16 protein-coding genes and 1 tRNA gene are annotated in these 20,225 nt (G+C 71.4%); 10 read left to right on the top strand and 7 right to left on the bottom strand.

The features are described from left to right. Nucleotides 1–130: 130 nt before the first annotated feature. Nucleotides 131–805, bottom strand: coding sequence for a TetR/AcrR family transcriptional regulator (locus AB0E02_RS16800; RefSeq protein WP_030416733.1), 675 nt, complete (start codon nucleotides 803–805; stop codon nucleotides 131–133). Between the two features lie 244 nt (nucleotides 806–1,049). On the opposite strand from AB0E02_RS16800, the gene AB0E02_RS16795 reads away from it, so the two are divergent. After that, on the top strand, nucleotides 1,050–2,297 hold the full coding sequence (locus tag AB0E02_RS16795; protein ID WP_362139798.1) for a M6 family metalloprotease domain-containing protein: 1,248 nt from the start codon (nucleotides 1,050–1,052) through the stop codon (nucleotides 2,295–2,297). A gap of 13 nt (nucleotides 2,298–2,310) precedes the next feature. On the opposite strand, the gene AB0E02_RS16790 is transcribed toward AB0E02_RS16795, so the two are convergent. Next, nucleotides 2,311–2,955, bottom strand: coding sequence for a TetR family transcriptional regulator (locus tag AB0E02_RS16790; protein WP_362139795.1), 645 nt, complete (start codon nucleotides 2,953–2,955; stop codon nucleotides 2,311–2,313). Between the two features lie 98 nt (nucleotides 2,956–3,053). On the opposite strand from AB0E02_RS16790, the gene AB0E02_RS16785 reads away from it, so the two are divergent. The 7 genes from AB0E02_RS16785 to recQ all read left to right on the top strand — a co-directional run bounded on the left by AB0E02_RS16785 (nucleotide 3,054) and on the right by recQ (nucleotide 10,521). Beyond that, nucleotides 3,054–3,218, top strand: coding sequence for a hypothetical protein (locus AB0E02_RS16785; protein WP_030416736.1), 165 nt, complete (start codon nucleotides 3,054–3,056; stop codon nucleotides 3,216–3,218). After that, complete coding sequence (locus tag AB0E02_RS16780) at nucleotides 3,215–3,517, top strand: hypothetical protein (protein ID WP_362139792.1); 303 nt, start codon at nucleotides 3,215–3,217, stop codon at nucleotides 3,515–3,517. Before AB0E02_RS16785 ends, AB0E02_RS16780 begins: the two co-directional genes overlap by 4 nt. A gap of 360 nt (nucleotides 3,518–3,877) precedes the next feature. Further along, the gene (locus AB0E02_RS16775; protein WP_362140051.1) at nucleotides 3,878–5,350 is read left to right on the top strand and encodes an IPT/TIG domain-containing protein; all 1,473 of its coding nucleotides are present in this window, start codon (nucleotides 3,878–3,880) and stop codon (nucleotides 5,348–5,350) included. A gap of 266 nt (nucleotides 5,351–5,616) precedes the next feature. Next, nucleotides 5,617–5,692: transfer RNA gene (locus AB0E02_RS16770), tRNA-Arg, on the top strand. Nucleotides 5,693–7,109: 1,417 nt separating this feature from the next. Further along, on the top strand, nucleotides 7,110–7,793 hold the full coding sequence (locus AB0E02_RS16765; protein WP_362139790.1) for a YeeE/YedE thiosulfate transporter family protein: 684 nt from the start codon (nucleotides 7,110–7,112) through the stop codon (nucleotides 7,791–7,793). Then, nucleotides 7,793–8,209 (top strand): YeeE/YedE thiosulfate transporter family protein, encoded by a 417-nt coding sequence (locus AB0E02_RS16760; RefSeq protein ID WP_362139788.1) that lies wholly within the window; start codon nucleotides 7,793–7,795, stop codon nucleotides 8,207–8,209. The genes AB0E02_RS16765 and AB0E02_RS16760 overlap by 1 nt, the downstream gene beginning before the upstream one ends. 326 nt (nucleotides 8,210–8,535) lie before the next feature. After that, nucleotides 8,536–10,521 (top strand): DNA helicase RecQ, encoded by a 1,986-nt coding sequence (gene recQ, locus AB0E02_RS16755; RefSeq protein WP_362139786.1) that lies wholly within the window; start codon nucleotides 8,536–8,538, stop codon nucleotides 10,519–10,521. Nucleotides 10,522–10,985: 464 nt separating this feature from the next. Here the strand turns inward: recQ and AB0E02_RS16750 are convergent, their stop codons facing one another. Continuing rightward, nucleotides 10,986–12,398 carry a HAMP domain-containing sensor histidine kinase gene (locus AB0E02_RS16750; RefSeq protein WP_362139784.1) on the bottom strand — a complete coding sequence of 471 codons (1,413 nt, stop codon included), beginning with the start codon at nucleotides 12,396–12,398 and terminating at the stop codon, nucleotides 10,986–10,988. Then, entirely contained in the window at nucleotides 12,395–13,270 is an 876-nt protein-coding gene (locus tag AB0E02_RS16745) for a hypothetical protein (RefSeq protein WP_362139781.1), read from the bottom strand. Before AB0E02_RS16745 ends, AB0E02_RS16750 begins: the two co-directional genes overlap by 4 nt. A gap of 313 nt (nucleotides 13,271–13,583) precedes the next feature. On the opposite strand from AB0E02_RS16745, the gene AB0E02_RS16740 reads away from it, so the two are divergent. After that, nucleotides 13,584–13,868 (top strand): hypothetical protein, encoded by a 285-nt coding sequence (locus AB0E02_RS16740; protein WP_362139778.1) that lies wholly within the window; start codon nucleotides 13,584–13,586, stop codon nucleotides 13,866–13,868. Nucleotides 13,869–13,887: 19 nt separating this feature from the next. Here the strand turns inward: AB0E02_RS16740 and AB0E02_RS16735 are convergent, their stop codons facing one another. Next, nucleotides 13,888–14,721: an isocitrate lyase/phosphoenolpyruvate mutase family protein gene (locus tag AB0E02_RS16735; RefSeq protein WP_362139776.1), complete on the bottom strand. Its 834-nt coding sequence runs from the start codon at nucleotides 14,719–14,721 to the stop codon at nucleotides 13,888–13,890. A 63-nt stretch (nucleotides 14,722–14,784) separates the two neighbouring features. Between AB0E02_RS16735 and AB0E02_RS16730 the strand changes: the two genes are divergently transcribed. Further along, entirely contained in the window at nucleotides 14,785–15,594 is an 810-nt protein-coding gene (locus AB0E02_RS16730; RefSeq protein ID WP_362139774.1) for a winged helix-turn-helix domain-containing protein, read from the top strand. 43 nt (nucleotides 15,595–15,637) lie between these two features. Here the strand turns inward: AB0E02_RS16730 and AB0E02_RS16725 are convergent, their stop codons facing one another. Together AB0E02_RS16725 and AB0E02_RS16720 are read right to left on the bottom strand one after the other, a co-directional pair. Beyond that, nucleotides 15,638–17,116 (bottom strand): glycosyltransferase family 39 protein, encoded by a 1,479-nt coding sequence (locus AB0E02_RS16725; RefSeq protein ID WP_362139772.1) that lies wholly within the window; start codon nucleotides 17,114–17,116, stop codon nucleotides 15,638–15,640. A gap of 250 nt (nucleotides 17,117–17,366) precedes the next feature. Continuing rightward, nucleotides 17,367–20,150: a D-alanyl-D-alanine carboxypeptidase gene (locus AB0E02_RS16720; RefSeq protein WP_362139769.1), complete on the bottom strand. Its 2,784-nt coding sequence runs from the start codon at nucleotides 20,148–20,150 to the stop codon at nucleotides 17,367–17,369. Nucleotides 20,151–20,225: the final 75 nt, after the last annotated feature.

The raw sequence follows: 20,225 nt of genomic DNA, 5'->3' as shown, positions 1-20,225 counted from the left end.
GGATCCACCTAGTGGGGCGTGAGCGAACAGGAGCGAAGAGCGGGACGGGTGAAACGGGAGAGGTGAGAAGAGAAGGGGGAGAGAGGTAATAGGCGGTGCGAGGGCGGGCAGTGCGAGGAGGTGTGGCGCGTCAGGACTTCCGGCGCCTGAGGTCCTCCAACGTGGCGGCACAGCCGGGGAGTTCGGAGCGGGCGGGCGCCTGCAGGCCGTCCAGGAACAGCTGCAGGTGCCGGTGGACGAACTTGTCGAAATCGACGCAGCTGCTGCCCGGCAGCGGCCGGGTGAGCTGGGTGATCGCGACCATCAGATCACCGACGGCGATGTCGGTGCGCAGCTGACCACTGTCACGCGCCGCGCCCATGAGGGCCTCGACGGCCGCCTCCAGGCGGTCGCGCGCGGCGAGCAGATCGGGGTGGTCACGGTCGACGCCGTCGGAGAGCAGGGGGCACAGGGCCCCGATCTTCTCCTCCACCGCGGCGTGGACGAAGCGCCTCAGCGCTTGGAAGGCATCGGACTCCTCGGCAAGGACGGATTCCGCCTGGTCCGCAGTACGGGACATGACGGAGAGCGTGACGTGGTGGATCAACTCCAGGCGATCCGCAAAGTGACGATAAAGCGTCGCATTGCCGACCCCCGCGCGTCGAGCGATTTCATCGAAGGGGACATCGGCCCCGAACTCGACCATCGTCTCGCGGGCGGCCGCGATGATCCGCTCCCGGTTGCGCAGCGCGTCGGCCCGCAGTCGGGGTGCCGACGCACCGCACTTCGCCTTCGTGACGCTCGTGGCGTCGACGCCCACGGCCATCCGACTCACCCCTTCCGACTTCTGACTTAGCACTTCCAGTGGCCCCGGCCAACCGGGGAAAGCCTCCCCGTTTCAGCCGGACGACTGGTTAAACGGGGAACCGCTCCCCGGATATTTCGCGCCAGCATGTGAGCTGAGGCACACCGCTGCCCCGGCTGCTCCTGGGCGCCCCCGGGTGGCCCGGTGCCTCCGATTGATGTAACTCCGCGCGCGAGCGATCACCCGGCGCCCCAAGGTGATCGTTATGAAGCTCAAGGTATCCGCGGTGCTGGCCGCCGGTGCGGCCACCGCGGCGGCGGCCATAGCGCTGGGTTCACCGCCCAACGCCGTGGCCATACCTCCCGGGCCCGGCGCCCCGCCCAGCGGCCCCTGCGCGCTGCACGGCATCGACAACGACGTCGCCGAATCGGCCGACACCCCCGCCGGTTTCGCCCGCTCGTCCGGCGTCGTACGGGCCCTGACGCTCTTCATCGACTTCCCGGACGCCCGCGCCACGATGCCGGCCAGCGCCCGCTTCGCCGAGTTCTTCCCGGCCACCACGGACTTCTTCCGCACCAGCTCGTACGGCAGGCTGACCTACCTGCCGAGGCCGCTGTTCCGGTGGATCCGGATGTCCCGCCCGCTGGCGGCGTACGGCATCCAGCGCGGCACCAACTTCGACCCGGCCTCGGACGGCGGTTACCACGCGCTGGCGCAGGAGGTCGTGCGCACCGTCGACCCGATCGTCAACTTCCGCGACTACGACGTCATCAACATCATCGCGGCGCCCAACGCGGGGCCTCCCGCCACCCGTACGGTCCTGTCCGTCACCTTCAGCGGGGGCGACATGGGGCTGAAGACGGCCGACGGGGTGCCGTTCCGGAACGCGTCCTTCATCTGGAGCCGGCAGTCCGGCCTGAGCGCCTTCCGGGTCCTCAACCACGAGAACGCGCACAGCTTCGGCCTGCCCGACCTGTACTACACGGACGAACGCCAGGAGCCGCCACCGGTGGGCCACTGGGACCCGATGGACGAGGACTGGGGGCCGAACAACGATTTCGTCGGCTGGCACAAGTGGAAGCTCGGCTGGCTGGCCCCCCAACAGGTGCACTGCGCGCCGCCCCATGGGACGCCCGGCGAGCACACCCTCACCCCGGTCTCCACACCGGGCGGCACCAAGATCGTCGTCATCCCGACCTCGCCGCGCAGCGCCCTGGTGGCCGAGGCCCGCAGCCGCGGCCTGCTCGAACCCGCGGTCTGCCGGCCGGGCATCCTGATCTACCGCGTCGCCACCGACGTGCCCTCGGGCCGCGGCCCGCTCCGGATCGTCGACGCCACCCCGCACAGCGGCGGCTGCTACCGGGAGAGCCCCTACGTCGACCCGGAACTGACCGATGCGACGTTCCTCCCCGGCGAGACCTACACCGACCACACCACCGGGGCCGCGGTCACCGTCCTCACGGAAAACCAGGACGGCACCTACCGCATCCGCGTCACCCCCGCCCGCGCCTGACCACGGGGCGCTCTCACGAGAGGTCCCCCTCCTCCTGCCAGTGCTGCCGCCCGATGCTGATCAGCCGTAGCTGGCGGCGCGCCGTACGCACCACCTCGTCGGCGGCCCCGGGCGCCCCGTCCTCGTCGGCGTCGAGCAGCGCGGCGGCCGTCGTGACCAGCCGGTCCACGTACAGCTCGGCCAGCATCCGGACGTCGTCATCGCGCCATCCCTCCGACACCGGCTGGGACTTGAGCGCCGCGGCGACCTCCTCGGCGAACCGGTCGAGTTCGTCCGCGATGGCCTGACGTACGGCCCGTACGCCGCCGTGCCGCTCGCGGGCGATGAACCGGATGTGCAGCGGGTACGCCCGTACGTGCCGCTCGACGACCGCGACCGTCCGGTCTATCCGCTCCTCGGCGCCGTCCTGTTCGGCGAGGATCGCCCGCACCATCACATGCAGGCTGCCGAGCGCCTCCTCGACCAGTGCGACGCCGAGTTCCCCCAGGTCCTTGAAGTGCCGGTAGAACGCGGCCGGGGCGATCCCCACCACCCGCGTCACCTCCCGCAGGCCCAGGCTGCTCAGGCTCTGCTCCGCCAACAGACCGAGCGCCGCGTCGAGCAGCGCTTGGCGGGTCTTCTGCTTCTGGGCCTGGCGGACCCCAAGAGTGTGACTCATGTCATCCAGTAAACAACCGTTCTCTTAACTTCTCCACCCATGAACCGCCGTATGCTGGACTGAGTGAACAAGTGTCCTCCGAGTGGAAAAGGCAGATCATGCTCTTCCTCGTCGCAGCCCTCCTCCTGATGGGGATCATGCTGGGCACCGCGGCACACCTCCCCGTCCCCGTCACCCTCATCGCGGCCGCCGTCATCAGCGGCTGGCTGCTCGTCTTCTTCCTCCGCGAACGCCGCCACAAGACCGAGGTGACCTCCCGATGACCGTGCTCAGCGAAGCCCCGCGGACGACCTCCCCCGCACCGGCCGCCGCCCGCCGCGCCGCCCGCTCGCACGCCGACGGCATGGCCGTGGCCTCCTTCATCCTCGGCCTGCTCGGCACCCTGGTCCTCAACCTCGTCCTCGGCCCCTGTGCCCTGATCCTCGGCGGCCTCGCCCTGGCCCGCGGCACCACCCGCCGCGGCCGCGCCCTCCTGGGCCTCGCCCTCGGCGCCACGGACCTCCTCCTGCTCGCCCTCCTCGTCACCACGGACGGCACGGTGAGCTGGCACATCGCCGGCTGACCCCCAGGCCGGAGGCACCCCCCACACGCCCCGCCGGACCCCTGCCCCACCCCACCCCGGCCCGCGCCGGCCTGCCCGAACATTCGGGAACAACTGGGCCGCCCTCGCAGGTCAGCCCGGCTCGGCGAACCGCCCACAGGCGTAGCGAAGGGCCAACAAGGTGAACCTGGCCAATCCGAAGGCAGGAAAGGCCCCGGACCTCGCAGAGGGGAGGTTCTGATGGTGCGCGATCCCATCTGACGGAGGGTTCGGCGCAGATCTGCCCTGATGCTGCCGCAAGGCCGTCCCGCCTCCGCACCGGCAGAACATCCGAGGAGCAGATCGACGATGGCGCCCGATCCGACAATCGCCCAGGTGACCATGACCCTGGCTGCCTTTGCAGCCACCGGGGCCACCCCGCGTCCGTCCGGGGAAACCCTGGAGCAGCAGACCAAACGCATCATCACCGGCATCGACGCGCAGCTGGGCGACCGCAGCCTTGCGACGCAGGGCAAGTGGGAGCTGGTGTGGCTCGCCCTGAGCGAGGCCAACGCCAATATGGCCTACCTCGCACGGAGCACCAACGACTCGAACGAGTTCGCCGTGGTCGCTCGCGGAACGGACGCCGATCTGACCGACATCCTCGAAGACCTCGACGTCGGCACGGTCGTCCCGTTCCCCGAAAGCGGATCGCCGAAGCCCATCACCGTTTCCAAGGGGGCGATGGATGCGTTCCAACGGGTTGTCAAAGCCCGCTCGATCGCCTCCCCCTCCCCGAATGTCACACTTGAGCAGGCTCTCGCCATCGCACTCAAGGCGGCGCCCTCCTCGCCACAGCCGACCGTCTATCTGACCGGTCACAGCCTGGGCGGTTGCATCGCCACCATGCTCGCGCCGTACCTGCAGGCGCAGACCTTGCCGAAACAGCCGAAGTTCGCGGTGATCACCTATGCCGCTCCCACCGCCGGCACGCAGAGCTTCGTCGACTACTTCAACTCCGTGCCGTGGATCATCGACGAGCGCCAGAACAACGCCTACGACCTGGTACCGCACGCGTGGGCCGATCTCGACACCACCGCCGGCTGGTACCCGAGCCCGGGACCGCAGGCGACCGAAGAAGTGAAGCTGCTCATCGGGACGATCGCCAGGCGCACCAAGGGCAACGTCTATGTCCAGCCCGGCACGCTCTCCCCGATGAACACCGGTTACACGAGCCTCGCCAAGAACCTGGTCAACAAGACCACCCAGGACTTCCTCGGCCAGGTCGCCTTCCAGCACGCCAACTCCACCTACCTGGACCTGGTGGGGGCGCCTGCCGTCCCTTCGCCGCCGGTGGTGACCGCCGTGAGCCCCACCTTCGGCGCCGCAGGCGACACGGTGACCCTCAGCGGCAGGGATTTCAGTCAGGACAGCAAGGTCGACTTCGGCCGCTTCGCCTGCGCCGACCACGACACCGTCATCGACCCCTCCGGCCTCAAGATCACCACCAAGGTCCCCAACGGAACGGGCGTCGTCCACGTCCGCGTCACCAACACCCTCGGCACCTCCCCGGCCGTCGCCATGGGGCAGTTCGCCTATGGCGGGCCCGCACCTGTGGTGGTCAGCTCGGTCAGCCCGACCAGCGGAAAGGTCGGCACCCCGGTCACCATCAACGGCTCGGGCTTCGCCAATGGCGCCACCGTGCACTTCAAGGACAAGGCATCCGACTCGGTCAAGTTCGTCTCCACCGGCCAGCTCACCGCAACCGCGCCCGGCCAGCTCGACGTCCAGCAGACGGTGAACATCACCGTGACGGTGGGCAGGGCCACCTCTCCCACCAGCCCGGACGACGAGTTCACCTACACCGGACGCTAGCGTCCGCACGCCCCGTTCCCGGGGGTGGCCCTTCGAGCAGCCCGGGCCCTGGCCGCCGACCGGCCGAACCGTGCCCGGGCAAGTGATCGCCGCAGGGCCGTTCACCCTGCGACGAGCAGGCCACGGAACTGTGCGGCGGGGCCGCCCCGGGGAGCGGCGGCCTGCTCCAACGCCTCGCGCTCAGGGACCCGAGGCGCCAACCGCGCACCGGCCCCCATCCGCTACCCTGTGTGGGACCGCCGCTCGCGGCGATCACGCAGGGCCCCGCCTCCGTAGCTCAGGGGATAGAGCACCGCTCTCCTAAAGCGGGTGTCGCAGGTTCGAATCCTGCCGGGGGCACCAGGCATCACCGCTCCGACCGGGGGTTCCTCCCCAGGGAGGGGTTCTCCTCGGCCTCGGACTCCTCGTCCGGGGCCGTTTGCGTGGGCGGTGCATGAGCGAACGGGGAGTTGCCCTCCCGGATACCGCCCGGCGGATCATGCCGGGCTCTTCATCCAAGAGACGAGCCGGGCCCACCAGCCCCCCGTCGACCGGCCCCGCGAACCGTCCGGGCTTCGAGGAACGGGCGCCGGCGTCGGCCCCGTTCGGGTCGTCGGCTCGCCCGCGCGTGCAGGCGCGGGCTGTGCAGGCTCACAGGTGCACCGCTGAGGTGTGGGCACGTCGGCGAGCACCTGCTCCACGTGTCTTCCGCAGCCCTCATAGGTGATCTTCCGGCACAACCGGCAGACAGCACGCTGGCACATGATTTCCCTCCCATAACGTCCCCGCTTACGACCAGCGACATCAACAGTTTCGTCACAGTCGAATTCACAATTTCGCCATAACCAACATCGATATGTGCACGGTCTTCACGAACAACTGACTCCCGCCACCAAGAGTGTGAGCCATGAGGCCGCAGCACACTCCAAGCAGTCTCCTTTCCGACCGCAAATATCCGAATATGGGGGTCATAGAGCATAAACACGGCGTGACAATTCTTACTCAGCGATGTCGCGTGGTCACGGTCGGAATCCCCCTCAAGGTTGCTCGGGACAGCGAAACAGTGGTTCCATCACGCCCGGTCGAAGGAGTGGAGGGCACAGTTCCGCATTGTGACAGGCCGTCATCGCGTCGCTTTGAGATCGACCCTGGCGCGGCGAAGGCCCGAGATCGAGAACGGCAACCACCCTCACCGAATGGGTGATACGCGCCGCTCAGAAGGGAGCAACGTGGGTTGCTCGCACGCCGCAGGATGCCCCCTTTTCCCGCTGCTCAGGGCGAGCTTGCAAGGCTGGCGCGACTACTACTGCGACAGCGAAAATCAGTGGCTCGACTGTGCCCGCTACCAGATGTCACTCACCGGTGAGCGCGTGCCGATCAGCCTGCTGCCCAACGGAGCCAGCGCGCGACACCTCGAAGCCGCTGCCCCCGCCGCAGACCGCTCCAGCGTGCCCGACCCGGAGCAGAGACCCCGGCAAGCCCACCCACCACAGCACTATCAGCGGTCACCGGAGAGCGCGTCCTGGTCGCAGCCGGCACCGGCTGCCCGGCCGTCAGAGCCGCCAGAGCTGTCAGAGCTGTCAGAACGCGTGACCGCGGCACCGGAGACCACGGCTCGGTTCGGCGCGGCATCTCCGCCGATACCGGTCATGCATGACCAGCCGTCATCAACTCCAGAGAGTCCCCGGACTCCGGACCGCTCGTCTCGACGCTCTCGGCAGGCGCCCAGCTCGAAGCGCGGCTGGTGGGCCCGATTCACCGAATGGATGGGAGGCCCCGCATGAGTAACTACTGGCCCTGGTGGGCCGGCGCTGCCGGGCTCGCTCTGATCACCATCAACTACGCCCTCACCACGGACCGGTCCTTCGGGGTGTCGTCCGCGTGGGATCGCGTGTTGCACTGGCGCAGGGAACGCCGCCTGGAACGGATGGACGAGGAGTTCACCGACGAGCGCGCTCTCGCTGACGCTCTCGCCGCAGCGACGGCGGAGCACTTCGGCACCGGCCCCGCCGCGCCCGCCGGCCCCGCCGCGCCCGCCGATCCTGCCGCGCCACCCGCTCCGTACGGGACGTCGCACCTGCTCGAAGCGGACGACGAACCGACGGCGAGTGAGGACACCTCGGTCGTGGCCCCGAGCCCGGCCCCGCTGGTCACCCAGGCCGCCCTGCTGGTATCGATCTTCGTCGGCGGACTGATCGCCGCGCTCACCTCCGGGCGGTTCCACGTCCGCTTCGACATGGGCCCGGGATTCCGGAACGTGGTCACCGCACATCCGATCACCATGATCGTCCTGCTGTTCGTCGGAGGCGTGCTGGTCGGCTTCGGCACCCGACTGGCCGGTGGGTGCAGCTCCGGCCACGGACTCAACGGCTGCGGCCGTCTGCGGCCGGTCAGCCTCGTCGCGACCGCCGTGTTCTTCGGCACCGCCGTCGCGGTGTCGTTCCTGCTGTGGAAGGTGATCTGATGCGTACTCGGGGCGCGATCCTGCTGGCCAACATCATTACCGGCCTCACCCTCGGCTACACCGTCGCCAACATCGGCTTCGGCGACTACACCGAGCTGAACCGCATGTTCACCTTCCAGGACCTGCGCATGCTCCTCTCCTTCGCCGGCGCCGTCGTGATCATCGTGTGCGCATTCGCTCTGCTGCGGGTCCGCCGCACCCCAGGGCGCATCCACGCCGGCGTGATCCCCGGAGCGGTGATGTTCGGTACGGGCTGGGCGATCTCAGGCGGGTGCCCGGCGATCCCGATCGTCCAGGTCGCCAGCGGATACCTGCCCGCCCTGGTCACCCTCGTCGGCGTCACCGTCGGCATCCGGCTGTGCCGCTGGGCCAACGCCCGGTACTTCCACCTCGACCGCGGCTCCTGCGGGCTGTAACCAAGGACACCCACCGGCACCCGCCGACGGGGAAGCGGTCCTCCTTCGATGAGCGCAAACCGCCGACTCCCCGAAGCCGGAGCCGGCCGGGGCAGAACGGGTCTCGCAGGTGCGAATCCTGCCGGGGGCACCCCGAGAAGGGCCGGTCACGAGGGTTGATCCTCGTGACCGGCCCTTTTGCGTGTGCGGGGACGGGCGCCGTACCGCACCGGCCAGGGGGGTGCCGGGGAGGCCGGGCCCGGAGTTATCCACAGGGGCCGCGGGAAGGGGCGCGGAGCTCGTAGGCTTTCGGGGTGGCTCTGGCGGACGTGGGAATGGTCGAGGACATGGATGCAACAGACGCTCCGGAGGCGGGCGAGGCGGTGCAGGTGCTGCGCCGCGTCTTCGGATACGACGCGTTCCGGGGCAGCCAACAGGAGATCATCGAGCACGTCATAGGGGGCGGCGACGCCGTCGTCCTGATGCCGACCGGTGGCGGCAAGTCGCTCTGCTATCAGATTCCGTCGCTGGTCAGGCCGGGTGTCGGGGTCGTGATCTCGCCCTTGATCGCGCTGATGCAGGACCAGGTCGACGCCCTGCGGGCGCTCGGGGTGCGGGCCGGGTTCCTCAATTCGACGCAGGACCTGGAGGAGCGGCGGCTCGTCGAGGCGGAGTTCCTGGCCGGTGAGCTGGACCTGCTGTATCTGGCGCCGGAGCGGCTGCGGGTGGAGCAGACGCTGAGCCTGCTGGACCGGGGCAAGATCTCCCTCTTCGCGATCGACGAGGCGCACTGCGTCGCCCAGTGGGGGCACGACTTCCGGCCGGACTATCTGGCGCTGTCGATGCTGCACGAGCGCTGGCCCGACGTACCGCGGATCGCGCTGACCGCCACGGCGACCGACGCCACGCACGCCGAGATCACCTCCCGGCTGAAGATGGCGGAGGCCCGGCACTTCGTGGCGAGCTTCGACCGGCCGAACATCCAGTACCGGATCGTGGCCAAGAGCGAGCCCAAGCGGCAGCTGCTGGAGCTGCTGCGCAGCGAGCACGCCGGGGACGCCGGGATCGTCTACTGCCTCTCGCGGGCCTCCGTGGAGAAGACCGCCCAGTTCCTGGTGGACAACGGCATCGCCGCGGTGCCGTACCACGCCGGACTCGACGCCCGGACCCGCGCGGAGCACCAGGCCCGGTTCCTGCGGGAGGACGGGCTGGTGGTGGTCGCCACCATCGCGTTCGGGATGGGGATCGACAAGCCGGACGTGCGGTTCGTGGCGCATCTGGACCTGCCGAAGTCGGTGGAGGGCTACTACCAGGAGACCGGGCGCGCCGGGCGGGACGGCCAGCCGTCGACGGCCTGGCTGGCGTACGGGCTGCAGGACGTGGTCCAGCAGCGGAAGATGATCGACGGTTCGGAGGGCGACGAGGCGCACCGGCGGCGGCTGTCCGCCCATCTCGACGCGATGCTGGCGCTGTGCGAGACGGTGCAGTGCCGGCGGGCCCGGCTGCTGGCCTACTTCGGGCAGGAGAGCACCGGCACCACCTGCGGCAACTGCGACACGTGCCTGACCCCGCCGCAGACCTGGGACGGCACGGTCGCCGCGCAGAAGCTGCTGTCGACGGTCGTACGGCTGCAGCGCGAGCGCGGGCAGAAGTTCGGCGCGGGCCAGATCATCGACATCCTGCTGGGGAAGAAGACCGCGAAGGTCATCCAGTTCGACCATGATGCGCTGAGTGTCTTCGGGGTGGGCGCGGACCTCCGCGAGGCCGAATGGCGCGGTGTCGTACGGCAGTTGCTGGCGCAGGGCCTGCTCGCCGTGGAGGGTGACTACGGCACGCTGGTGCTCACGGAGACGAGCGGCGAGGTGCTGGGCGGCCGGCGCGAGGTGGCGATGCGGCGGGAGCCGGAGAAGGCCGCGCGGGCCGCGAAGACGAAGACCGCGAAGGGCAAGCGGGCGCCGGTGGATCTGCCCGAGGAGGCGCTGCCGGTCTTCGAGGCGCTGCGCAGCTGGCGGGCCCGTACGGCCAAGGAGCAGGGCGTGCCCGCGTATGTGATTTTCCATGACGCGACGCTGCGGGAGATCGCCCTCCTGGGTCCGGCGACAACGGCCGAACTCGGCACGGTCAACGGTGTCGGCGAGAACAAGCTCGTGAAGTACGGCCAGCCGATCCTGGACGTGCTGGCGGGACGGGAGAGCGACGGGGAGGACGCGGGCGGCGGGCGCGCGGTGGCGGTCGCCGAGCCCAAGCCCGGGCCCGAGCCCGAGCTCGGGGCGGGGCCGGGGCCCACGGACGAGGAGGCGCTGCCGGAGCCACCGGACGACATCGACTGGTGAGCGGACGCCGTCGGCGGTGATCAGGCGGCATTGACCGGTGGGCCCATCAGAGCCGACGGGCCACTCGGGGCCGGCGGGCCTGTCAGAGCCGGTGAGCCGCCTCAGGGCCCGTAAGCCGATCAGGGCCGATGGGCCGCTCAGGGCCGGTGGGCCGATCACGACCGGTAGGGTCGATCAGAGCCGGTGAGCCGCTCAGGGCCGTGGGCCCGCTCAGGGCCGGTCGGCCCATCAGGGCCGGTGGCCGCTCAGAGCCGGTGAGCCGATCAAGGCCGATGGGTCGCCTCAGGGCCGGTGGGCCGCTCAGGGCCGGTAGGCCGATCAGAGCCCGTGAGCCGCCTCAGAGCCGGTGGGCCGATCAGGGCCGATGGGTCGCCTCAGAGCCGGTGAGCCGCTCAGGGCTGACGATCCGCTCAGAGCCGGTAGGCCGCTCAGAGCCCGTGAGCCGTTCAGGGCCCGTGAGCCGTTCAGGGAGGCGCTGGGGCGTCTTCCTGGGGGAGGCGGAGGACGGCGCGGGCGCCGCCGTCGGGGGCGTTGGTGAAGCGGAGGTCGATGCCCAGGACGGCGGCCTGGCCGACGGCGATGGTCAGGCCGAGGCCGTGGCCCCTGCCCCGTCCCGGCGCGTCGGTGCGGAAGCGCTGCGGCCCGTGCTGCAGCAGGTCGACGGGGTAGCCCGGGCCGTGGTCGCGGACCTCGATGGTCGGTGGGCCGCCGGGCGGGGTGTCGACGGTGACCACGACCGGCGGCCGGCCGTGCCGGTGCGCGTTGAGGACGAGGTTGGCGAGGATGCGGTCGAGGCGGCGCCGGTCGGTCTCGACGACGGTGTCCGCGGCGATCCGTACGTCGGTGTCGAGGCCGGTGGCGCGCACGGAGCGGGTGACCAGGGTGCCCAGTTCGTACGCGGCGAGATCGGCGTGTTCGGCGCCGGCGTCCAGCCGGGAGATCTCCAGCAGGTCCTCGGTGAGGCGGTGCAGCGCCCGCAGCCGGTCGTTGATCATCTCCTTGGGCCGGCCCTCGGGAAGCAGTTCGGCCGAGGCGAGGATGCCGGTGAGCGGCGTACGGAGTTCATGGGCCACATCGGCGGTGAACCGCTGTTCGGTCCGCAGCCGGCTCTGCAGGGAGCCGGCCACCGAGTCGAGGGCGGCGGCCACCGCCGCCACCTCGTCCCGCGCCGCCGGACCGCCGCCAGGCTTCCGGCCGCCGCCCCACTTCCGGCCGCCGCCCGCACCGCCACCGCCACCGCCAGTGCCAGTGCCAGTGCCACTGCCTTCACCACCGCCACCGCCAGTGCCACTACCTTCGCCATCGCCATGGCCACCGTCATCGCCACCGCCACCACCGCCGCCGACCCGGGCGTCCAGATCGCCGGCGGTGATGCGGCGGGCGACCGCTGCCGTGGTGGCCAGCCGGCGGCTGATGCGGTGGGCGAGGAACAGCCCGGCGAGCGCGACGACCGCGGCGGCGAGTACGGCCGAGCCGAGGATCGCGGTGTCGAAGTTCTCCAGCGAGCGGCGGGTGTTGCCGTACGGCGACCAGACGGCCATGACCTGGCCGTCGGCGGGCGCCGCGGCCCACATGACCGGGTGGCCGCGATACGTCCCGACCATGCTGCCGCGCTGCCCCGAACGCGCCAACTCCCGCAGTGCTGCGGGCAGTTCGGCCGGGTCGAGGAGGGAGTTGATGCCCTCGCGCGAGGTGCCGTACTCGAAGAGGTCCAGCGCGGTGTCGAGGTTCGCGCGGGTCTCCTTCCGTACCTGGCCCACGGTCTGACGGGCCACCGCGTTGTGGACGAGCACGCCGAGGACGGCGGCGACCGCGCAGCTCACCGCCATCACGGTCAGCGCGATCTTCCAGCGGAGGGAGACCGCCGGGCGCCTCACGGACCGCTCCCGCCGCTCCCGGCACTCCCGTTGCTCCCGCCGCCCCCGGCACTCCCGTTGCTCCCCCCGGCCCCCGCGGTACCCCCGGTCGCCCCGGTCGCCCCGGCCCCCGCGGTCACCCCGGTCCGCCCGCTCCCCCGGCTCGCCCCGCTCCCCCCGCTCCCCCTGCTCGCGCTGCCGCCGCCGGCCTGGCGGGTCTGGTGTCTGCGGACCTCGTCCAGGGTGAGGTCCCACAGAGCCATCGCCCTGCCGTCCCAGACCAGGTCGGTGACGCTCACGAAGCGCGGATCCTTGGTGGGCTCACGCACCGCCAGGTGACCGGCCGCCAACTCGACCCCGGCCAGCACGCCGCGCAGCACCAGCACCCGGGTCACCACCGTCTTCCGCACGCTGTAGACGCGGAGTTCGCTGGTGCGCGGATCGAGGTCGATGACGGTGATCAGGTCGGGCTTGCCGTCGTCGGTGAGGTCGTGCAGCGCGGGGCGGCGAACGGCGTGGGGGGCGGGCGGATGCTGTCCCTCCGCGGAGATGTCCGCGTCGAGGACGGCGAGCGGGTCGGCGTCCGCCATGCTGCCGCTCGGGACGTGCGGCACACCGGCCACGGGCCTGAGGGCGGCCGGGTTGTCCTCCCGGCCGAGCGGGGCGGGGGTGTAGTCCGGCCAGAGCGCGAGCGGCGCCTTGACGTCGCGGGCCGGTCCATCACTCTCCAGGCCCTCCAGACCGGCGCATCCGGCGAGGAGCGGGAGCGTGCAGAGGGCGGTGGCGTGGCAGATGCACCGCCAGGAACCTTTGCCCCGCTGCGAGCTGACTCGCTCCCAGAGGCGAAGGCGTCTTCGCGCGCCGCCGTCCCCGCCGTCCTCGCCGCCTCGCATCCCGTCGTCACCGCCTCCCGTCGGGCCCGTTCCTCAAGCTATCCAACGCGGCGGGCGGGGGAATCTTCAGCGCGGCCATCCGACGGGGGCCCGGCGACTCCGCCGTCGCCCGTCCGAAGCCCCGCCGACGACCCGAGCGCCTTGCCGGGGTTGCGGCCTTTGGCCCGGACTGGCGTGCGCATTGTCACGGGACCGATCCCAGAGATCTTGCTGACTGTTACACAACGTACGGATTGCCGTTAAGGACGCTCCGTAAGGTGCCTCCCGTACCGTGACCCCGGGCGGCCCGAGCCGCCCCCGACGAGGAGTACCCATGCGGGCCCAGCGCCGCTCCATGATCCGTACCGCCACCGTCGCCACCGGTGCGCTCGCCGTCCTGCTGCTGCCCACGGGCGCCGCCTTCGCCGCGGATTCCACCGTGCCCACGGAAAGCCGTACGTCGATCATGCTCCCCGACAACGGGCTGGCCGGCCTGGCCGAGAAGGCCGGGCACCTGCCCAAGGCGGGCCTGATCGGTGGCGCCGGCGCACTGGGTGTGGCGGGCGCGGCCGTAGCCGTCCACCGCCGCCGCCAGGCGGGCCGGGGCCGACAGGTCTGAGCGCCGAGAGCAGGGGGACCTACTCCCCCTGCTCCTCCCCCACCATCCGCTGGACGTCCTCGTACATGAGCGCCGCACCGCCCGGCTCCGGCAGCGGCTGCCCCGTGCGGATCGCGTCCGCCGTCCCGAGGGTGGCCTGCAGGGCCGTACGGAAGAGCAGCGAACCGGTGCTGATCCGGCGCACGCCGAGATCCGCCAGCCGGGCGAGGGTGTGCCGGCCCGGCGTGAAGAGGATGTTCAGCGGGGCCTGGACCTCGCGCACCAGCACCGTGATGTCCTCGTCGGCGACGATCCCCGGGACGAACACCCCGTCCGCGCCCGCCGTCAGATAGCTCTCGGCGCGGGCCAGCGTCTCCGACAGCGGGGGCGGGGTCGTCACCCGCCAATGGGTGTCGATCCGGGCGTTCAGGAACAGCCCGGGCGCCCGCTGCTTCACCGCGGCGAGCACCTCGGCCTGCCGCGCCGTTGCCTGCAGCCCTCCGCCACCGGGCAGCCCGTCCTCCAGATTGAGCCCCGCCGCGCCGGCCTCCGCCAGCGCCCCCGCGAGATCCGCCACCTGCTGTGGCCCGCCACCGAACCCGCCCTCGATGTCGACGGTGTACGGGCAGGTCAGCCGGCCGTTGAGGCGCAGTGCCAGCGCGAGGGTGGCGTCCTTGACCTCGGCGAGCCCGCGGCCGTCCGGATAGCCGTGGGCCGCCGCGACCCCCAGGCTCGTCGTGCCGACCGCCGCGAATCCGGCCGCGGCGAGGGCGACCGCCGACGCGACATCCCAGGCGTTGGGGAGCAGCAGCGGCTGGTCGGCGTGGTGCAACGCGTGGAAGTGGAAGGTGGCGTACTCCGGGGAGGTGCTCATACGGGCACCGTAGGCACGAGTCCCTTCGGTACGCACCGAAGACTCGCGGCGGACAATCGAGTCATGACCACTCCGGCGTACAGCACCGCGACGAACCGGACCGCGGCGCACCAGGCGGTGACGCACCGGACCGCGACGCACCGCACCCCGGCGGACGGCACTCCGCCGTACAGCACCGAGCTCGCCCGGCTGGCCGGGCTGCTCGCGGACCGCACCCGGGCCGCCTTCTGCCTGGCGCTGCTCGACGGGCGGGCCTGGACGGCCGGCGAACTGGCCGCGTACGCGCAGGTCGCGCCCTCGACGGCGAGCGAGCACCTGACCCGGCTGACCGAGGGCGGACTGCTCGTCGAACGGCGCCAGGGCCGCCACCGCTACCTCCAGCTCGCCGGGCCGCACGTCGCCGAGCTGCTGGAATCCCTGACCGCGCACCTCGATCCGCCGCAGGGCGCGCCGCGCGGGCTGCGCGCGGTGTCCGCCTCCGCGGCGCTGGCCCGGGGCCGCACCTGTTACGACCACCTCGCGGGCCGGCTCGGCGTCGCGATCACCGACGCGATGACCGCCCGCGGCCTGGTCGACCAGGACGGCGGCTTCGCGCTCACCGACGCCGGCCGGGACTGGTTCACCGACGCGCTGGGCGTCGAACCGGCCGACCTGTGCACCGGCCGCCGCCCGCAGGCCCGCGGCTGCCTCGACTGGACCGAGCGCCGCAACCACCTCGCGGGCACGGCCGGCGCCCGGCTCTGCGACCGGCTGCTCGACCGCCGCTGGGTCCGCCGGATCGGCAGCGGCAGGGCGGTACGCCTCACCGACGACGGCGCGGCGGCCCTCCAGGAACTGCTGGGGCTCGACGGGGCGGCGGCGGGGCTGCGGTGAGGGGCCCGGGACCTGGGTCGGGCTCGGCCCGCCGTCCGGTGCCCTACCGGGCGGCTCCCGTCCCGCACGCCCCGGACCGCCCGTACACCGTGATGCGGGCGCCGCGGACCTCCGTGGTGCGGCAGACCTCGAAGGCGTCGCGCAGGGTGGCCCGTTTGGCGATCTCCTGGTCGTTGTCGTCGGCGGGCTGGCCGTCCGGGTCACCGGCGACCACGATCCGGCGGCGGGCCAGCATTCGGGCGCGGATGGCGTCGCCGGATCGCTCGGTGCCGTAGAGGGTGTGGGAGGCCAACGGGCTTTTGTCCAGGGCGAGATCGGTCAGGCCGCGGAAGTCGTGCGGCCGGGTCGCCGTCCAGATCCGCCGCCGGGCCGGCATGAAGAGCAGGCCGTCGCCCGGCTCGGCGACCGCGCGGACGGCCCGGGCGATCGCGGTGACGTCGTCGACCCGGCTGTCCGGGCTGCGCAGATGGACGTCGATGGGCAGCAGGGCGGCCAGCACCAGCGCGACGGCCGCGGTCCGGCGCAGCCGGCGGGCCCGGGGCTGCCCCGCTTCGCCGGCCGGGCGCAGCAGCCGGGCCAGCGCGGCGCCGGCGAGCAGGGCGAAGCCGACGACGTAGTAGAGGACGTAGCGGTCGACGTAGGCCGGTTCGACGTGCGAGAGCAGCAGCAGGAGGAGGGTGGGCAGGAGCAGCAGCGGGATGCCCAGGGCGCGCAGGCCGATCGGGCCGCGGGAGCGGATCCGCACGCGGGCGCAGCCCAGGCCGAGGACCGCGAGCACGGCGAAGGTCAGCAGCTGCAGCGGGTCCGGCCACATCAGCCAGCTGATCTGCGCCGACTGCCGGGTGCTGAAGACCGCGAGCGGGGCCAGCCCGGCGAGGACGGTGGCAGTGGACAGTGCCCAGGCGCGCAGTACGCGGCGGGGCAGCCGGGCGAGGATCAGCGCGGCGGCGTGGACGGGCAGCACCAGGCACGCGAACTCGTGCAGCAGGCAGGCGGTCAGCATGAGCGCCGTGTAGCCGAGCCACAGCCGGGGGCGCGGACGCGGTTGCGGAGGCGCGTGCGGGGGGACCGCCGTGGCCGCGGTCAGGACCAGCAGGTACGTGGCCCAGACGACCAGTGCGCAGACGGTCGCGTACGAGCGTCCCTCCTGCGCGTACTGCTGGACGACGGGGATGCACGCGAACGTGAAGCCGGCCAGCAGGCCCGCCCGCCGGCCGACCAGGCGGTGCCCGAGCAGGGCGACGCCGGCGGTCGCGGCGGTCATCGCGGCCACCGACGGCAGCCGGAGCCCCACCACCTCGCCGAACGTCCCGTCGAGGGTGACGTCGTAGACCCGGAACCAGACGTGCATCAGCGCGTAGTACAGGCCGTGGACGACATCGACGTGCAGCAGCGTGTGCCACAGGTCGGGCAGGCTGCGGTGGGCCATGTCGTAGGTGACCGCCTCGTCGCGCCATATGGCGTCCTGGCGGCGGACCCCCCACGCCCCCAGGAGCAGCATCACCCCGGAGGGCATCAGCATCACCGCGCCCTGCGCCGCCCACGCTCGGCGGGTGGCGACGGCGGACGCATAGGCCGGCTTCGGTGCTTGCGCTACGTCGATGACGGGCTCCGGTCACGTACGGGACGGAGGAGGACGGGCGAGCGGGCGAAAGAGGGGGAGCGGGGCGGGAAGGGACCGGCAACGGACCGGGAACGGACTCCGGTGACGGGCCGGGCGGTGTGCCCGTCACCGCCACCGGAGTCCGTGGCCGCTCCCGAGACGGGTCAGCTCACCCGAGACGGACCAGCTTCGCTACGAACGAAGGCTCGACCAGGTCCTCCTTCAGGGCGACCGGCACCTTCTGGATGCTTTCGCCGTTGCCGACGGTCAGCACACCGACCTCGGTACCGGCCTTCGCGGTGTGCGGAACGGTCTTGCCCCCGTCACCGACGCTCAACTTCAGCTTCTGGCCCGGGACGCCGACCGCCTTGAGGTCCTTGGTGGCGACGACCGGCGTGAGGCCGTTCAGGCCGTCGTCGACATAGCCGACGACCTGGCCCTTCTTCACCGCCGGGGCAGAGGTCAGCGCGTTGCGCACGGCCTCGATGACCTTCTGGCTGTTCTGCTTGACCAGGGTGAGGCTGTTGGAGCCGTCGGGGTCCAGGCCCTTGAAGTGCTGGTCCATCATCGTGCCCAGGATCAGCCGGTCCTTGCCGTCGACGGTCTTGTAGGCCGCCCAGGAGAGCGTGCCGCCGGCCGCCGTGCTGGAGCCGGTCTTGATGCCCTTGATGCTGAGGCCGGCCAGCAGCAGGTTGTCGATGTTGCTGTTGATCCGCTGCGACAGGCCCGGGATGTCGGCGTTCGTCATGGCGACGATCGGCCGGAAGGCGTCGAACTTCATCACGGCCTCGGCCAGCTTGAGCTGGTCGACCGCGGTGCTGACGGTCTTGGGGTCCAGGCCGCTGGGGTCCGTGTAGGTGGTGTTCTTCATGCCCAGGTCCTTGGCGGCGGCGTTCATCTTCTTGACGAACGCCGCCTCGTTGTCGGACTTGCTGTCCCAACGGGCCAGCAGCCGGGCGATGTTGTTGCCGGACGGGATCATCAGCATCTTGAGCATGTTCTGCTGGCTGAACTTCTGCCCGGCCTTCAGCCCCTCGATCCGGGACTCGTGCCTGGAACCGCCCTCGGTCACCGCCTTGGCGTCGACCTCGATCTTCGGCCCCCCCTCGTCCTTCTTGAGCGGGTGGTCCCGGAGGATGACGTAGGCCGTCATGATCTTGGCCACGCTCGCGGTCGGCACCGGCTTCTGCGGGCCGAACGTCCCCAGGTCACCGGAGCCCACCACCTTGATTGCCGCCTGGCCCTGCGCGGGCCACGGGATGGTGAGCTTGCCGCCCTCGAAGGTGAACGAGGACGCGGCGTCGCCGACGGTGAGCGTCGGGTTGGGCAGCGGGCGCACGCCCTGGACGATCACGAAGATGATCGCCAGCAGCACCACCAGCGGGGTCCAGATCTTGAACCGGCGGACGACCGTGCGCAGCGGGGTCTCGGGCGGCGGCGGGGTGTTGGTGAGCTTCGCCAGGAGATCGAGCGGCGGCAGCGGCTGCTGCTTGGTCCGCTCGGACTCGGGCAGCGCGTCGGGACGGGCCGGCGTGGTGGCACCCGTCGGGGCGGCGGGCGGCAGGGCACCGGGCGGACCGGCGGGCTTGGGCGGGGCGGAGGGCGTGGCGGATGCGGCGGATGCGGCGGTCGGCCGGCCTCCGGAGGTCTTCTCCTTCGTCCCGGCCTTGTCCGCGGGCTTGTCCGTCGTCTTGTCGGCGGGCTTGCCCGTCGTCTTCTCCCCGGCCTTGTCGGCGGGCTTGCCGGGCGTCCCGAGGGGGGTCCGGGGCGCCGTCTTGCCGAGGGACTTGCCGGCCGCACCGTCGTCCGTCGACTTCAGCGCCACGAACTGGCTGGTCCGCTCCGCGTCACTCTCGGCAGCGGACGCCTTGTTGTCCTTGTTCTCCTTCTTGGCGCCCTTCGCGTCCTCGCTCTTGCCGGAGTCCCTGCCGGAGTCCTTACCGGAGTCCTTTCCGGAGCCCTTCGCCGAGTCCGTCGCCGAGCCCTTCTCAGCGTCCTTCTCGGAATCCTTCTTGGAGTCGGGCCCCTTGGCGGAGTCCTTCGCGGAGTCCTTGTCGGCGGCCTTGGTGGCGGACTTGGTGGGTGCCTTGGCCGGCGGGTTGATCTTGAGGGCGGTGGTCGCCTGGTCGATCGGGGCGGACGCGTCGCTGGAGGCGCCCTTCCCCTTGACCTTCGCAACAGCGAACACCCGGGTCGCGTCATCCACTGCCGACCCGTCGGCCCCGTCCTCCTCATCGGCCGCCTCTACGGGCTTGCTCTTCTGCGGCCCGACGGTCTTGAACACGGCGGTCGGCTGATCAACAACCTCAGCCTTGGCCTTTGCCTTCGACGTGGACCGGGACTTGGCCTCGGCCCCGGACTCGGCCTTCACCTCGGACTTGGCCTCGTCCGCCGAACCCTTGGGCGCAGGCTTGTCGTCACCCTCGGGCTCGTCATCCTCGGACTCGCCCGCACCGGGCTCAGCCTCGGACTCGGCCGCGACATCACCCTCCAGCTTTGCGGAAGCGTCGCCCGCCTTCGCACGCCCCTCGGCGCCCTTCGAGCCCCCGCCATCGGTCTTGGCGCGACCCTCAGCACCACCCTCGGCACCGGCTTCCGCCTCGCCCCCGGCGTCCTCGTCGCCCTTCCCGGCGACCCAGGCGGCCACAGCCGACCGCAGACGCTCATCGCCGGCTTCGGAGTCCTTCTCGTCGCCGGCGGCCTTCTGCGCCCCCTCGGACGCCTCCGGCGCCTCGGCATCCCCGTCCAACTCGGATGCCTCGGATGCCTCGGACGCCTCGGACGCCTCGGACGGCTCGGACGGATTCGAGTCCTCGCCCTCGGCCGTCGCCGCTTCCTCCGCCGGCTCGGCCGGCTCCCTTCGGAGGACGGACAGGCGCGGATCACGTTCGCTCCGCGCCGTCTCCCCCGACGACTGCTTCTTGTCCGACTTGTCGGGGGACTCGCCCGCCACCGATGTCTCCTTCATATGTCGCACTGCCGCATTGGCCCAGTGTTTCCAAGTGTCCTGTGTTCCCGTGGCAACACC

The sequence above is a fragment of the Streptomyces sp. NPDC048196 genome (genome assembly GCF_040652715.1).
In the GTDB taxonomy this organism is placed as follows: domain Bacteria; phylum Actinomycetota; class Actinomycetes; order Streptomycetales; family Streptomycetaceae; genus Streptomyces; species Streptomyces siderophoricus.
This window is presented reverse-complemented; position numbering and strand designations above follow the sequence as displayed.

Excerpts from the sequence above, each read along its gene's own strand:
- AB0E02_RS16800 (WP_030416733.1), bottom strand. The coding sequence starts at position 805 with ATGGCCGTGGGCGTCGACGCCACGAGCGTCACGAAGGCGAAGTGCGGT.
- AB0E02_RS16795 (WP_362139798.1), top strand. The coding sequence starts at position 1,050 with ATGAAGCTCAAGGTATCCGCGGTGCTGGCCGCCGGTGCGGCCACCGCG.
- AB0E02_RS16790 (WP_362139795.1), bottom strand. The coding sequence starts at position 2,955 with ATGAGTCACACTCTTGGGGTCCGCCAGGCCCAGAAGCAGAAGACCCGC.
- AB0E02_RS16785 (WP_030416736.1), top strand. The coding sequence starts at position 3,054 with ATGCTCTTCCTCGTCGCAGCCCTCCTCCTGATGGGGATCATGCTGGGC.
- AB0E02_RS16780 (WP_362139792.1), top strand. The coding sequence starts at position 3,215 with ATGACCGTGCTCAGCGAAGCCCCGCGGACGACCTCCCCCGCACCGGCC.
- AB0E02_RS16775 (WP_362140051.1), top strand. The coding sequence starts at position 3,878 with ATGACCCTGGCTGCCTTTGCAGCCACCGGGGCCACCCCGCGTCCGTCC.
- AB0E02_RS16765 (WP_362139790.1), top strand. The coding sequence starts at position 7,110 with ATGAGTAACTACTGGCCCTGGTGGGCCGGCGCTGCCGGGCTCGCTCTG.
- AB0E02_RS16760 (WP_362139788.1), top strand. The coding sequence starts at position 7,793 with ATGCGTACTCGGGGCGCGATCCTGCTGGCCAACATCATTACCGGCCTC.
- recQ (WP_362139786.1), top strand. The coding sequence starts at position 8,536 with ATGGATGCAACAGACGCTCCGGAGGCGGGCGAGGCGGTGCAGGTGCTG.
- AB0E02_RS16745 (WP_362139781.1), bottom strand. The coding sequence starts at position 13,270 with ATGCGAGGCGGCGAGGACGGCGGGGACGGCGGCGCGCGAAGACGCCTT.
- AB0E02_RS16740 (WP_362139778.1), top strand. The coding sequence starts at position 13,584 with ATGCGGGCCCAGCGCCGCTCCATGATCCGTACCGCCACCGTCGCCACC.
- AB0E02_RS16735 (WP_362139776.1), bottom strand. The coding sequence starts at position 14,721 with ATGAGCACCTCCCCGGAGTACGCCACCTTCCACTTCCACGCGTTGCAC.
- AB0E02_RS16730 (WP_362139774.1), top strand. The coding sequence starts at position 14,785 with ATGACCACTCCGGCGTACAGCACCGCGACGAACCGGACCGCGGCGCAC.
- AB0E02_RS16725 (WP_362139772.1), bottom strand. The coding sequence starts at position 17,116 with ATGCTGATGCCCTCCGGGGTGATGCTGCTCCTGGGGGCGTGGGGGGTC.